The 17,805-nt window shown below is 39.4% G+C and carries 1 protein-coding gene; it reads left to right on the forward strand.

All coding sequences use genetic code 11. From position 1 onward, the window contains the following. Positions 1-103: 103 nt before the first annotated feature. Positions 104-16,732 carry a GEVED domain-containing protein gene (locus CTN01_RS08845; RefSeq protein WP_045149093.1) on the forward strand — a complete coding sequence of 5,543 codons (16,629 nt, stop codon included), beginning with the start codon at positions 104-106 and terminating at the stop codon, positions 16,730-16,732. Positions 16,733-17,805 lie beyond the last annotated feature (1,073 nt).

Consider the following 17,805-nt stretch of genomic DNA (forward strand, 5'->3'; position numbering starts at 1 on the left):
TCCTTTTCTCCTTTTCATTTAATTTCAATAGGTTAATTGCTGGCATTCTTTTTGCCTACTAAATATAAGCTATTTATTGGTCTCATATTTAGAGGAGAAATCAATGTCGGTAAAATTATTACCAACAATATTATTGTTTTTTTCTCTTTTGGCTTTGATTTTTTCGTCTCCAGTTAAAGCCGGGCATTCAAATCACGGTGATATGCGCTGGAAGTTTTGTTTTTTCAATGAAGGGCGTGATATTCCCGCTGGGGTAACAGTACCGTGGGAATTCCATGTTTTTGAATATCAAGCAATGGATACTGATTTTTGTACGATGGATGATCGTAATTGGTATTGGGATAGCACAATGGGAGGAGGTCATGATATAGAAGGACCGATACCAAGTGGTACAGTGAAGTGCTCAAATAATCGTATTTCTCATGAGATAAACGTCAATGGTTCTGTGCGCGCGTATGTTGCTGGTCGTCATGTGGGGTGGAGCTTTAATGGAGAAGGTTCGCATAATGAGTGGTGGCATGATTTCACTAAATGGGAAACCAACTGTAATAACGACGGTAACCCAATAGAATTTTTCGATGACCATTCGATGCTTGATAACCAATATCATTCTGAAAGTGATATTGATCGAGATACCATCAAATATTGGCCAAACTATACGGCTTATGATGAGGGTGACGATTACCCGCGAGCCGAAGATACTGGAAATAATTATCACGGTGATGGAAAAGACGATATAGATGATCCTTATCATATGTTTATCACTGTCTTTGATACATTTTCAGGGTATGAACTTTGGGACTTATCTGATGCGCCATCTCCTTATGTGACAGATCCAAATAGTGGTGGTCCCTCTCACAAATTGTATGATCAAGATAACGATGGTGTTACTGATTTACGATTAGGGTCGTGTTGGGATGGTGATGATTGGATCAGCGATGGCGTAACCTTAAATAGTTCGGCGACCTCTGACGATAATCAAGCTGGTTACTCCATCAATGGCACCTGTTCTGGTACTGATACAGATGATGGTGTTACTTTCCCATCTGGTACAACCTTTGAAAAAGGAGGTAATATAGAGTTTATCGTTAATTGGTCTTACGACAGTGATGCCCCTGGTGTTAATACAGACTATGGTATCGCCGCTGTTTGGATCGATTACGATAAAGATAACGATTTTTCCGATGCGAATTGGGTTTTATTAAGTTATCCGAGATTTGATGTTTATCCTTCTAACAACACAGGACTCAACTCACTTGCAATACCTGAATCTGCGCTAACAGGTGATGTTTATCTCCGAGTAAGAATTTGTGTTGAAGATGCCGCTAGTCAGTGTACTCAGCAATTGATGTCTCCAAATGCTCCCTATCTTTCTGGTGAGGTTGAAGATTACAAAATTACTATCGTAGAGAGTGCTGATTATGGTGACGCACCTGATACGACTTCAGGCACAGGTACTAACGATTACCAAACTTTATCAGAAAATTCAGGCGCTTCTCATCTAAAAAAGGATATTGATAATGATGGTACAGTAGATTTAATGCTTGGTACCAGTTGGGATACTGATAATGGGACGTTACAAAATGCCGATGCAACAGCAGACGATAATAATGGCTCTGATGATGAAGACGGTATTGCTTTAAATAGCTCTGTACGAGCAGGGCAAACAGAATATATTACGATTACAACGACGAAAGACTTCGATTCAGGGTTAAACGGTTTACAAGTTTATGCTTGGGCTGATTGGAATCAAAATGGTGTTTGGGAAAATAGTGAAAAAATAGTAGATAGACCCTCAGCTGTAGCAGGTAGTCAAGCATACGCTTTTACAATACCAACGGGAGCAATGGTTGGAAATACATTCATCCGTGTTAGAACCTGTTCTAGTGACACTTCATGTAACTCTCCAACAGGTAGTGCTGATGATGGTGAGGTTGAAGACCAAAAAATTCAAGTACTTTCCATCTATTCTTGTGACCTCTCACCGCTCAATGATGCAATACCAAACGCTAGTCATGGTAGTCCGATTACTAATACTGTTATTTCAAGCTCGCCATTAGTATTAAAACATCTAGTGACAGGGGGGGTTGCATTACAAAAAGACGGACAGAGGCAAAGCTATGCTTATAACAACATAGGTTGTGGCTCTACAGCTCCTTTCTTGTGGTTATCTGATGGAAACTCATCATCAGGAAATAGCTGTGGTGCGAGTCAAATGAGAGGCTTTACTATAACCGGCGTGACAGGTTCAGGGGCTGCACTAGACCCTTTCACTGTTTGGTCTACACGGTACTGGGATAGAAATAGTAATAATAATTATGATGGTAATGATATTCGTGTAACCACACGCATTAGTTATGTTGCTGGTGAGCTTTTCTATGATACGAAATTTTTGCTTGAGTCAGCTAACGGTTCGAATACAAATAATATTTTAGTATCTGTTGGCTTTGATACGTACTTAAGCGGTGGAGATAATGGGGGCGCGTTTGCTGTCCCTTATAATTCAGCCAACTATCAACCTGATGGTTCCGGTCAATATAATGTTGTTGGTGTAACAAAAAATTATTCTAATAGTGACCAGTTTATGGGGTATCTGAAGTTAGATACGTCTTGGGTCAATTACTTCTCAGGACGGTATAGCAGTCCTAAAAATTTGTTGAAGAGTAGTCCTTATACATTAAACAATGAGTTGAATACGAATGTAAATACCGATAATGGTATTGCTGTTCAGTGGAACTTTGGCGCCGTTAATATGTGTGAGGAGCACAATGTTAGAATGCTCTTCTCAACACTTGGTGAAGCTGTTGTTCATGCTTTTGAAAATGACCTTGGCGATGCTCCTGATCCAAATAGTGGAACAGGTACGGGGAATTATCAGACGACCGCGGCAAATGGTGGTCCTGCTCATAGAAAGTATGACTACGATAATGATGGGCAGGTTGATTTAATCTTAGGGGATATTTGGGATAACGATTTAGGTACATTACAAAGTGCGACAGCCAACGCCGATGATGAAGATGGTGCTGATGATGAAGATGGCGTGACCTTCCCTGCGATATTCAAGGCTGGGCAAACGATGTCTGTTAATGTGAAAGTATCTCGTGATCCTCAAACTAATTTATCAGGCGTTTATGTTAAAGGTTGGGTAGACTGGAATCAAAACGGTGTGTTTGATAATAGCTCAGAAGTGATTTTTTCTGCTGGTGATACAGGTAACGCCTCTAGTCTAATCGGTACTAATACTTTTTCTGTCAACGTTCCCAATAATGCTCTAAGTGGAAACACGTATATGCGTGTAAGGGTATGTTCTCAAACTGCAGGCTGCCAAAATACGATGATAGATACTGGCAGTGTAAGTGATGGTGAGGTTGAAGATTATTTAATTACAGTAGAGCCAACCAGCATTTCTGGGTATGTTTTTAACGATGATGGATTCGGTGGTGGTGTTGAAAACAATACCATAAAAGACGGTTTTGAAGCTGGTATCAGTGGTATTGGCGTAACACTTTATAATCAAACTCAGAATAGTTGTTTGTTTGTTCAAACGTCTAATGGAAATACAGATCAAAATAATGATGGCGTTGTTGATGATTTAGATAAAGGGTACTTTGAATTTGAGATTACCCCGGGTGATACCTATTTTCTTTATGAGACAGCACCTCTGACTGTAGCGCCAAATTGTGGGGCAGGCCCTCCTTCTCAAGGCACGGTTGTTGATGGAACAACCATCACAAATGCTCAAATAAGAGACCCCTCTGGGTATATATCGACGTCACCTAATGTGATTGAATTAGGAACGGTCAATGATGATTTATCGAATCAAAATTTTGCCGATAAGGCATATCAATTTACATTTGGAGTCTGCTCTTCAGAAGCGTATCTGTTTAAAAATGACCCATCAGATATGTATGAAATTAGCCTATTAAATGGTACCGAAACTGTAGTAAATAATACTCAGGATATAGTTATTACTGGTGTCGGCCATAGTGTTAGGCAGAATATTTTATGGGGTATGAATGATGGCGATATTATTGCGATTGATCGTTCAGGAAGTGAGATCTTTAGGTTTGACGTACCTGGTATTTTTTGGTCAGCAAACAACTCTAATAATCAAATTCAATATTTAGCGGGTGATGTAACTGACGATGATATATTGATCATGATGGATTCAAAAAATAATGGCCGTCGTGTTCATTTCTTTGATGTAAACCCAAACTCTCCAACCTATAAAACTCAGCTAGGTATGAGCGGCACACTTGGTCCTCTGGAGCTTGGTGATATTGCTATAAATCCAATAGATAACTCAATTTGGACTATTAGATGGTACAACATGACGCTCTTTAGGATCGACGTCAATCTGAATAATTATACGGCATCAAAAACCTCGATGGGTTCAATTAATAATATACCTCGAGGAGGAAATAGTGATGGTCCGGGGGCTCTTTATTTTGATGATAATGGCTCACTATATGCGAGTATTAACGGTACAGGTGAATTGTGGAGTATTGACATTTCCTCACCAGCTTCACCAAACTTAAACGCACAGCTAGTTGGAAACGGTGTAACTGCAACGATTAACGATGGTGCTCGATGCCGATATGCTGAAACCACTTCCATAGTCACTACTGATACATATAGTCAGCTTTCTGGTTATGTTTTTGAGGATGATGGTAATGGCGGTGGTGTTGCTGACAATGGTACAAAAGAGAGTAATGAAAACGGTATAGCTGGCGTAAATGTTCTCATTTATGAATATGACCCGAGTAACGGAAATAGAAGTTGTTATACGGTGTCAACAAGTGATGGGTCTTTTGATGTCGATATCGGTTACTGGAGTAAAACAGTAACTAACGGGCATGAATACACTGTTTTTGAGGCCGGACAACTTACCTCTGCACCTGATTGTAGTAGTGGCCCACCAACATTTGGTACCGTTAGTACGCTTGATGGCTCAGTAAGTAATAGTTCTATTTCTGATCTAAGCGGATATATTTCTACATCAACAAATACAATTTCTCTTGGCACAGTGACAAGTGAGCAATCAAATGTAAATTTTGCTGACAAAATAGTATCAAACCCATTCTCATCATGCCCAGTTAAAGCATATACAGCCCTTAATAACGCTCCGAATAATCAATGGGGGCTGTTAGGTATGCAAACGGGATTGATATCGCCATCACCGATTGACGAACCTTTTTCTGCCTTAGGCTTTAGTATGCGTCAACAAGTGATTTGGGGAGTAAACAATACGACAAATACGATTCAGGCTTTAGACGCTAACGGAGCGGTCATCGCAAACCTCAGCGGTGTTTCAATTACCTCTGGTGAAATAACTGGGGGGGATGTCACCAATGATGATGTATTAATACTCACAGTAAGTGACAACACGTCAACAACGATTTATCTATACGATGTTAATCCAGCCTCTGAAAATTATTTACAACGTATTGGTAGTCAGAACTCCAGTTCATCAAATATATTTCATGATATAGCGATTTCTCGCACGGGGGAAATTTATGCTGTTTTTGTTAATGGACAAGTAAATAGAATAACGATTAACTTTACTACGGGGACTTTTACCACATCAAGCGTGGGTAGCCTCTCTAACAGCTTTAATCGAGACTTTGATTCTTTGTTTATCGATGTCGACGATAACTTATATGGATTAAGTGGGGCTGTAAATGGTGGTAATGGTAATGGAACGTCAACCATGGATATGGTTTGTTTCCAAGCCAGTAATCCATCCTCGACGGCAGTTTTAGTTGGAACATCAACGGTATCTATAGATGATGTTTCTACTGATGGCGCATTATGTCGTTATGCGAGTGTACCTCCACCTAGACAAATTTCTGGTTATGTCTATGAAGACCAATTGACTCAAGATATTGATGGCGTTTCAAGGCAGAATGGGTCAAAAGATGCTGGTGAACCCGGCATATCGGGTGTGACTATTACTCTCTATGATTTAACTGATGATGTCTGTCAACAAACAACAACTGACGGTTCCGGCTATTATCAGTTCACCGTAGGTAAAGGTCATGAATATGAAATTTATGAAACAGCGGATGCTGGAACAATAGATTGCTCAACGGGACCTCCATCATTTGGAAGTTTGGATAAATCGACTGGTTCAGTTGTGAATAATGATGTCGCTGATCCTTCTGGTTATGGTTCAATAACGCCGAATAAAATTGTTCTTGGAACAGTCGATAACGATAGCACTAACAATAATTTTGGTAACTTTGTTGCAGGTCAACCATTTGATACCTGTAGTATTACCGCTTATCTTTCAAATAATTCCCCAACAGCGACAAATTACAGTCAAATAGAATTAATTTCTGGTGAGCGTACAAACATAAACAGCTCTTCACCTGCGACCGTTCACGCAATGGGATACAGTGTGCGACAACAAAGAATATGGGGGGTGTCTGCCAATTACAATGATCTCATTGCTATCAATTCACAAGGTGATACGGTGGCAAGAATATCTAATGCTGATGTACCGACTCAAACAACAGTAGCGGCGGTGACTGATGACGATATTTTGGTGCTTGTTACTAATAATGCGCTAGGTCGGCAATTACGCTTTTTCGACGTGAACCCTAATTCAGCATCTTATCTAACCGAAGTAGGTATACGCTCCGGTAATATAGGCATTGATGTTGGTGATATTGCTGTTCATCCAACAGATGGAACATTGTGGATGCTTTCTTATGACGACCGTCCACACCTTTACAAGTTGGTACTAGATAGCACGGGGGTTAATGCACAGTCTATTACCGATGTCGGTGAAACGGACTTACCGAATGGAAGTGATGGTACTAATCCGGGGGCCTTATATTTTGATAAGTTTGGTTATCTATTTGTTGTCATGGAGGGGGCAAGTGCGCATCAAACTTTCCGGTTAGATATTACTAACTTGAATAGCCCATCATTAAGTGCGGAGTTAATGGGCACTGATACATTTTCAGCCAATGACAACATAGATGGATCCTCTTGTCGTTATAATGGTGTAGAGCCAAATAAAGAAATATCTGGTTATGTTTTTACCGATACAAAGACCGCTGGCGTAAATGGATTCCAAAAACATAATGGACAAATGGATGGAGGAGAAGTTGGTATTGGCGGTGTCACCATCACATTGTTAGATGTTGCCGAAAATATATGTTATCAGGTGAATACGTCAGATGGTTCAAGCGATATTAATGGTGACGGTATTACAGACCCTCTTGGTTACTATTACTTTAATGGTAAGCACGGCAAAGAATATAAAATATTTGAAACAGCGAATGCTAGTTCTATCGACTGTAATTTAGGCGAGCCATCTGCAGGTATTCAAGATGCTGCAACAGGAGTTGTGTCAGGTGCTGAAATAGCCGATCCTACAGGTTACCTTTCTAGTTCCCCGAATGTTATTCATATTCCACTGATAACGACAAATGTTGATAATCAAAACTTCGCAGATGTTCCTTTCACACAAGGGTTAACATGTGACAATACACCATATTTTGCAATTGGTTCAGGCACGGATACTGATTTACACAATGTGAATTTAACCACGGGTAATTTTACAGATGTAACGTTATCAGAAGTCGCTATGTATACTGGACTTGGCTATAGCACTAGACAAAATATGTTGTTCTCGATCATGCAACAAGGTTCGAATGATATTATCGCGATTAACAGCCTAGGTGAGCCTGTTCTCAGGTTTGGTGTGGATGCGCCTTATTTGTCGGCAATAGCGATTACAAATGACGATATACTCATTGCCATTACTAGAGATTTTTTAAGTTCAGGTATCAATTCTGTTCGTAAAATATTGCTGTATGATTTAAATCCGGCAAGAAGCACATATCTGTCTCGTATTGATACTAATGGTGACGGTGCAACAAATGATATCGGCTACACTATTGGCGATATTGCTATTCATCCTGATGGTAGTGTTTTTGCTATTGACGACTCGCTTAAGTTGCTGAAATTAAATATAAACCTTGATTTAAGTTCGAGTTCTTTAGGGCAGACGACAGTCACGGAAGTCGGTACGACTAATTATCCAGCGACGATTGAAGCGCCAGATGCGCATTTCATGGATAGTAGTGGCTCGCTTTATGTCGTGTCAGGAGCGGTGTCTCAGAGCCCTTATTACTATCAAATTTGGCGTTATGATATTTCAGACTCCAATGCCCCGAACTTGAGCGGTGAGTTTATAGGACGTTTTCAAAAAATTTCACCAACAGTGAGTTACAACGACGGGGCCTTATGTCGATTTGTCGAAGTGCCTAAACTCAATAAAATATCGGGTTTCGTATTTGAAGATACGTTAACAACTGATCCTAATGGTATTTTAAAACACAATGCAGTGAAAGATACCGCAGAAGTAGGGATTGGAAATACAACGGTGACGTTATTTGATGTTGCTGGCAATTCTTGTTCTCAGATAGATACTTCTGATGGTACGCAAGATATTGATAATGACGGTAATATAGATAGTGCTGGTTACTATTTCTTTAAAGCTGAGCCTAATAAGGAATATAAACTGTATGAAACAGCTGGTTCTGGCACCATTGATTGTAGTGCTTCAGCACCATCTGGTGGTAGTGTAGATGCGGTGACAGGTGCATTAAGTAATGTGCAAATCAAAGATCCAACAGGTTACTTATCAAGCTCTACTAATATACTTCATATACCATCACTAACTTCTAGTATCGAAGGTATGAACTTTGCTGATATTAGTTTTTCTAACGCTCTCACATGTGATGAAACGTTGTATTTTGCAACAGGTTACGGTTTCGATACTAACTTACATAATATTAATTATGCTAATGGCCAGCTTAGCGATGTTAATACTTCAGGTTCTTTTATCTACCGAGCAATTGGATATAGCGTAAGACAAAACTTACTCTTCTCTATATTGCAAAACGGAAATAACGATATCGTTGCTTTAAACAGTGCCGGTGATCCTGTATTACGTTTTGATGTTGATGCTCCAATTGTTTCTGCTTTGGCGGTGACGAACGATGATATTTTGATCGCAGTAACGCGTAATCATTTAAGTTCTGGCATCAATTCGGTCAGAAAAGTAATGTTATATGACGTTAATCCAGCACGAGAAAGTTATTTAACACGTATCGATAACAATGGTAGCGGTGCGCAAAATGATATTGGATATGATATCAATGATCTGGTTATTCATCCTGACGGTACAATTTTTGCGGTAGATACTAATCGTCATTTATTAAAGCTAAATATTGATACTGATCTCACATCAACAACTACGATAGGACAAACATCGATAACCGATCTGGGAGAGATTGACTTCCCCAACAACATTAATGGGCCTGATGCGCAGTTTATTGATAAAACAGGGGCTTTATTTATCGTTTCTGGAGCTGAAACCACCACACCTTGGGAATATCAAGTTTGGCGATACGACCTTTCAGATTCATTAAATCCGGATTTAAAAGGTGGCTTTATAGGAACCTTTGCCGTACCCAGTGCCTCGACCGATTATAATGATGGTACCTTGTGTCGTTATGCGGAAGTACCAAAGGTACAAAAAGTATCTGGTTATGTGTTCCATGATGATAATACGACATTAGTCAGTGGTTTCGAAATTCAAAACGGTACTATGGATAGTACAGAACAAGGTATTAGCGGAGTTGGGGTAACGTTATATAATGTGACAGATAACGTGTGTACTGTTGTTGAAACTGCTGTGGGCGACACGGATGCTAATGGTGATGGCAGTATAGATTCACAAGATATTGGTTACTATGAATTTGCATTAGAATATAAAAAACAATACCAGATGTATGAAACATATGGTGTTACCACATTAAACTGCGCAACGGGTCCACCATCTAGCGGAAGTATTAATACTACACTAGGTGCATTAGAAAATAGCGAAATAGCCGATCCTCCAAACCATTTATCTACAACAGCCAATGTCATCGATTTAGGTCAGGCTTATGGTAACTCTCTTAACCAAAACTTTGGTGATAGAGTGATACCTACTCCTCATTCAGTATGTTCTACAACCGCATACTACTCAGACAATACGTCAACCGAAACAGACGTATTTACTATCGATCTTTCCACCGGCGAACTGACAACATTTATTGACGGCACTACAGCTATGGCATCTATGGGTTATAGTGTGCGACAGCAAATGATTTTCGCTGTCGATACTCAGCTTTCAGGCGATTTGGTCGCAATCGATGCTAATGGCGATAGGATAATGCATCTTGCATTAAACTTACCAACAGCAAGTATTGCTACCGTTACCAATGATGATGTTTTAGTTGTCGTTAAAAACTCTATTGTTTCACTGTTCGATTTAAACCCTTCTTCATTAACCTATCTTCAACAACTAGGTACTTCCTCTGGTGATATTGGCACAATTATTGGTGACATTGCTGTTCATCCAACGACAGGGGAAATCTGGGCATTGAGTGATGGCTCACCAAATAAGTTAGTTCGTTTAAACATAAATACATTGTCAGGCTCAGCGACGATTACAGAATTTGGTAACACAAACTTCCCAGGGGAAGGTGAAGCACCTCAGGCCTTATATTTTGATAAAAATGGCTATTTATACGCAAATACCAATTCACATAAACCGCAATTATGGCGTTTTGATATTAGCGATCCAAATACACCATTAGGTGGATTTATTGGTGAAGGTGATCAGAGTGGTACCGGTGATGGTAGTCTTTCAGATGGCGCTATCTGTCGATATGCAGATATACCAGCCGTTCAACGTGTTTCTGGATTTGTCTTTAATGATGATGGTAATAATAACGGCACAAAAGATGATGGAGTAAAACATGATGATGAACTAGGTATTGGTGCAGTTAATGTTACGCTCTATAACCAAACAGATGGCACCTGTGAAACTATGATGACATCGGATGGAAATACCGATGTGACAGGCGATACTGTTAATGATCCACTTGGCTATTATCAATTCGATCTATTATTTGGCAAAGAGTATAAAATTTATGAAACAGCAACGTTTACATCAATCTCCTGCGATAATGCCAATGGTCCAAATAATGGACAAATTAATACGTCAACGGGGGCGGTTGAAAATAAACAAATCGTAGATCCAGTCGACCATTATTCAACTAGCCCAAATGTTATTGATTTAGGTTTTGCCTACGGTAATTTGCCCAACTCTAATTTTGCCGATCGTGTGACGCTTTTTCCATTTGAACAATGTCCTAAAGTTGGCTACTTGATGACGAAAGCAATTTCTGATTTATATGAAGTCGATATTGTTGCGGCTGAAGCCTCTATTAAATACCAGTCAGGCGTTGATCCTATTGTTAGTTTGGCTTATAGCCCCTACCAGAGCTTTCTATGGGGAGTTGAAGGAAACGGACAACAATTAATGATGATTAATGCCAGTGGATATATCGCATCTCGATTCACGATACCAGAGATAAGCGGAGTATCTATTACGGGGGGAGATGTCAGTGACGATGATATTTTGGTATTAACGGACAGTAACGGTGCCTTCCATTTCATTAATATAAATTCTTCCACATTAGATTTTCTAAATTACGTTGGTGTATCAAATAACTCAGGCTATAACTTAGGCGATATTGCTCTTCACCCAACGTCCTCAACATTTTGGGCAATTGAACAAATACAGAATGGTCGTTTATTAGAATTTACCTTAAATACAGTCAATGCAACGTTTACAGTTACTGATCATGGTCAGACGAATATCTCAGCTGGGGCTGACGGTATTTATTTTGATCGTGATGGAATTATGTTTGCCTATATTGAAAGCACAGGTGAGTACTATCGGTTTGATATTAGCACACCAGCTTCACCTAACTTAGTGGGTGGAAAAGTCAGTACGATGGTAACTGGTACTGCTAATGGTGATAGTGCTTTATGTCGTTATGCTAATTTTGACATTGATTTTGGCGATGCACCGCAGAATCGTTATGCGACACGCATGCAACAAAATGGTCCAAGGCATGAGATGAGTTCAGGTTTACCTAAGATTGGCTCGCTGGTGGATCCTGAATTAGATGCAATCACTAATGATAATGCCGATATTGATGATACAACAGACACCAATGACGAAGATGGCTTCACACAGCCAGAGATCATTGCCTATCTGTCAGATACCGATACGTTAACACTGCAAGTCCCTATACTGTCAGCAGGGGCTGGGTACATTTATGGTTGGATTGATTTTGACGGAAGCGGTAGTTTCGACTCTGATGAAAGAGAGTCATTTAATTTCTCACAAAGCGGTAATGTTGATTTAGATTTCTCAGTACCGAGTGATGTTCAACCTATTGATACTTATCTTCGTTTAAGGGTATGTACTAACTTTAGAGATTGTAACCAACCTAATGGTGGAGCTCCTGATGGAGAAGTAGAAGACCACCTTATCTCACTCAAACCTGTGGCGGATTTAGAGTTAACTTTAGATTTAGATCCGAGTAGTACAGTTACAGAAGGTATTCCATTTAATGTTGTTGTCCAAGCAAGAAATTATGGACCAGCAATAGCCTTTAATACGAATGTGTTATTGGATATTCCTGATGACTATATATTTGTTCGTGCGTATGAAGGAGATGGCGAAACACCTCTAGCGGATAGTCGTTATGATCATACTACGGGGATGTTAGATTTAGGTGCTGTTGGGCTTGGTTTTAGTGACTACGCAACAATAAGGCTTGCATCTAAAAACCTATCACCACCAATAATCAATAGTGAAATAGAGTCATCAGACGTAAGAGACAGTGATGCTACTTTCAATAATGGGTTTGGTAACGGAGAAGATGATACTTTCAGTGTTACACCTACAGTTGTTACTTCCGTTGCGCCTGATGTCTGTATCGCACCAAGAGTCTATGAAAAAGACGCTTCCTTCTTAGATGAGACCACTAACGAATATATTATTACGCTACCACAGACTAGCCAGCGAGGTTACTTGTGGAGTTACGACCTAATGGACTTAAATAAAAGTCTCTATTTTGAACTTGCTGTTTATTTAGGGGATCGTTCTTGTAACCAAAACTGTAATCAAGGAACTGGCTCGATAGAAGCAGGTGCTGATGGTATGACATTTATTATCACTTCAGATGATAGAGGCTTTAATGCGTCGGGGTCTTGGGGGGGATTACTTGGTGTTGGTGTTGGTGCGAGCGGTGGAGGGACTGGACCTATATCTCCATCAGTCGTCGTAGAGTTTGATACCTATGATAATTTAGGGAATGGCTTTACTGATGAACTCAGTAACAGTAGTACCGGGCGACAATTTATTGATCACACTGCAGTATATTTAGATGGTGATTTGAGAACCCCCTCACCGGCAACGACATTAATGCCGCCAAAAGCGGTCGGTGGACCAACAGATTCGGCGCCTAGTGGAGAGCTTGAAGATGGACGTTATCATTTAACACAGTTCTATTGGGAGCCAAGTACGAATAACTTAAAATACTATGTTGATGGCGAGGTCATTGGTGATATTAACTATGATCTGCGCTCACATTTTAATACTAACATGGTACGTTTTGGTTTCTCGGGAAGTACGGGGGCGGCATGGAATTTACAAAAAGCCTGTTTTACAGAGCCACCTGATGTACTAGGGCCTGATCTTGGTGATGCTCCTGATCTTACCTCTGGCACTGGAGTCGGTGACTATACAACGACATATGAAAATAATGGAGCTATTCATGTCCAGTCTGATGATGATGATAATGGGCAAATTGATCTACGTTTAGGAAATATGTGGGATACAGATTTAGGTGATGGGCAAAATCCAACAGCAACGGCGGATGATGAAAATAACTATGATGATGAAGATGGCGTTACCTTCTCATTAATGCATGCTAAAGGTGGGGATACTCTTAATATCAGTATTGACGTTCAAGCAGATACTGCCGCAGCGAGTCAACCAATCCACCTCTATGGTTGGTTAGATTTTAATAGAGATGGTGACTGGGATGATGCGAATGAGCAAGTAATAAGTACATCTTCAGCAGTAAATGGAACGAATGTTTTCCCTGTTACTATCCCTTCTGATGTGACATTTGGTTATAGTTTTCTTCGTGTAAGACTGTGCGACAGTACCGTTTGTAACAAAACATACGGGACTGCGAATAAAGGTGAAGTCGAGGATTATCGTTTCCTATTTTATGAGTTGAATGAGAATGCAACATGTAATTTGACGATTCATACTCAAGAGGTATCGGCGTCGAAACGGTTAGAAAATATTGATTTGGCAAATACACCGATCAGTATGAATGGCATTGTCGACCCTATAACTATCGTAAACCAAACAAACGTATCGGATATTGATGCGATCGGTTTTGATGCAGTCACTGGCTTTATTTACGGCACATTTGTTAATGCAGATACAAATAATATTCATCTATTTGTGACAGATCGTGACGCAACAAGTGTGGTTGATCTGGGCTATATATATGCTGAGAGTAATGTTGATATCAATAAAAGTGACGGGTCTACTGTATCGCTAGAGGAAGGGCAAATATTAAACACATCACTATCTATTCCCGCGCCATCTGCTGGAGATATTTCTTCAGATAATCAATATCTCTTTGTTTGGAACCAAGATCTTACTTCGATCATTAAAATAGATACATCGACACAATCATTTAGCGTTATGCCACTTCAATTACCGAACGGCGTTACAGGGCTTTCGGGAGGCGGAGACTTAGCTGTTGATGATACTAACCATAATATTTATTTTGTGGATATAGAAGCAGGCAATTTCTACGAGATTCACCCAACAAGCGGCTTAGTCACGACTCATTCTTTAACGTTTAATGGGCTATCAAGCCCACAAGTAGACGGTAATGGTAATTTGAAGGTTGAGGGGCTCCTAATGGATACTACAACCAATTTATATGTCATGACGAACGGTGGTAATCATGACTCAAATAATGACAACATCATTGATGTGATGGGTCAATCAGCACTATATCGAATTAATATACCAACAAAAGAAGTCAGTTTCTTAAAAGTGACAACAGCAACAAGTATTGAAAAAGCAGATATTGCAGGTTGTTATCAATCAAAAGACTTTAGTGATGGCGATAGTCAATATGCTCAAGCATCGCACCTTTATTTAGATAGCAAAAATAATAATGATGGAACGGTTACACCTGATGGGGTAGGCGACTTCTTACTTGGTACATCATTGGATCCTGAACTTAATGCGAAAGTACATTCTTTAGCAACAGGAGACGACACTCATGGGCATGATGATGAAGACTTAGCCATTCCTTCACCAATCATTGTCGAGACACCGACCGCGGTGAGTATCCCTGTTGTTGGTAATGGTTACATTAATATTTGGGTTGATCTAAATAATGATTTTGATTTCGATGATCCTAATGAGCATTTACACGATGACACCTTCTTAACGACAGGTACACATTCATTACAGTTAGAGCTCGATGCGGCAAGCGCATTTGGATACAGTGGTGATACAACTATGCGTATTCGCTTCTGCTCGACAGCAAATAACTGTGATACTCCACATGGAGAAGCCTCAGATGGTGAGGTTGAGGATCACTTATTTGAGCTCTTAAACAGAATAGTACTTAGTGGTTATGTGTTTGAAGATAATGGTGTAAATATAGCAACTGCACATGATGGTATTAAAGCTAGCTCAGAAGTAGGACTTAAAGACTTTGATGTAACAGTAACATTTAATGATTCTGGTGTTACAGGTGTAAGTGCCGGTGATGTCATTTCTGCGAAATCAACACGTGGTGACGGATACTATAAATTTATACTCGGTGTTGATTACGCCGATAAAGATTTACTGCTAAATATTAAATCTCAATCTAAATGGGTTAATATCAGTGAGGCTGACGTTAGTGCTATTTCACAGGTTTCAAGCTCAAGTGTGTTTGATAATGAAATGGCAATCAACGCGAGTGCTGGTGACGACATTACAGGGCTAAACTTTGGTAAAGTCACAATGCCACGTCTAACTGAAAGTCATACCAAGACTTCAGAACCTGGAAAACCGTTATTAATTCCTCATAAATTTAATTTAAATACAGAAGCAGATATAACATTTAACGTTATACCGGATAATCGCTACAGTGCTACCAGTGGCTGGGTTGTATTGCTTTATCATGATCAAGACTGTGATCTCAATATTGACGAGACCGATCCGAAAATAAATTTAGGTGGGGCTCAATCAGTATCGGGAACAACTGAAATATGTATAATTAGCCGAGTAAATATTCCATCTACAGCAACCAATGATCAACAGTATCAATATCAAATAACGGCTGATGTGGATTATGCTCAAAATTCACCATTTATGACACAGTTAATAAAGCAAGCTGTTGTATCTGATACGATTAAAGTTACTTACTCAGGAGCTGGTGAATTAAAGCTATCTTTAACCGTAAATAATATAACCACAGATAATCAAAATGTTTTAAGTAATCAAGGTACACCGAATGATATTCTAGAATATGTTATTACGTATTCTAATGTTGGGACGGGGCCAATTAGTGATATTGTTATTTTTGAAACAACACCACCATTTACTGAATTGAGTGAGCCGATTACATGCAGTACTCTTTTACCTTGTAATATTGATACAGTCCATGGCGCTAATCAAACCGGCTATCAGGGTGATATATCTTGGACATTAACAGGTCAACTACTTCCAGGCCAACGCGGTGAAATATCATATCGAGTGAAAATTGAAGATTAATATTAAGAATCTTTATTAAAAACTATTTTAATTATTAAGTTTAATATTTTTATCAAATGTAATAATTGTTTTTTTTATTTGACGTTTTAATTGTTTTTATTAGCTCCTTTTTTCTTAAATTTGATTCTTTTATTTTTATTTACTCAATTATATTAAAGAAAGAGAAATAAAAATAAAAAAGTCAAATTTGTTATAACACAGCATCACGTGCATAACTTTATTATGGATACTTAAACATGCTGAAGAATTGTCTACGTATCGTTTCATTAATGCTTTTACTTTTCGGTAGTATATCACCATCAATGGCTTGGCATTCAAACCATGGTCATATGCGCTGGAAATTTTGCTTTTTTAATGAAGGGCGAGATATTCCGGCAAATGTTGAAGTACCGTGGCAATTCTATATTTTTGAATATCAAGCAATGGATACAGATTTTTGTACTATGTCTGATCGCGAGCACTATTGGGATAACACCATGGGAGGTAATCACAATATAGTTGGACCAATTCCTAGAGGAACCGTGAAATGTTCAACTGATCGTATCTCTCATGAGATAAATGTAAATGGCTCTGTTCGTGCGTATGTTGCTGGTCGTCATGTAGGGTGGAGCTTCAATGGGGAAGGTTCTCATAACGAATGGTGGCATGATTTCACTAAATGGGAAAACAACTGTAATGACGACGGTAACCCAATAGAATTTTTCGATGACCATTCGATGCTTGATAGCCAATACCATACAGAAAGTGATATTGATCGAGATACCATCAAATATTGGCCAAACTATACGGCTTATGATGAGGGTGACGATTACCCGCGAGCCGAAGATACTGGAAATAATTATCACGGCGATGGAAAAGACGACTTAGATGATCCTTATCATATGTTCATCACCGTTTTTGATATTTTAGGTGGGTATGAGCCTGTTGATTTGGGAGATGCACAAGATCAACAATATAGTGCAACCGCATGGCCATCTTATGCAACGATGTTGACCTCAAATGGTCCAGCACACCAATTTAAAGATGAAAATAATGACGGTGTTCAAGATATACGTATTGGTCCATGTTGGGAT

It is taken from the genome of Photobacterium angustum, assembly GCF_003026365.1.
Lineage (GTDB): Bacteria > Pseudomonadota > Gammaproteobacteria > Enterobacterales > Vibrionaceae > Photobacterium > Photobacterium angustum.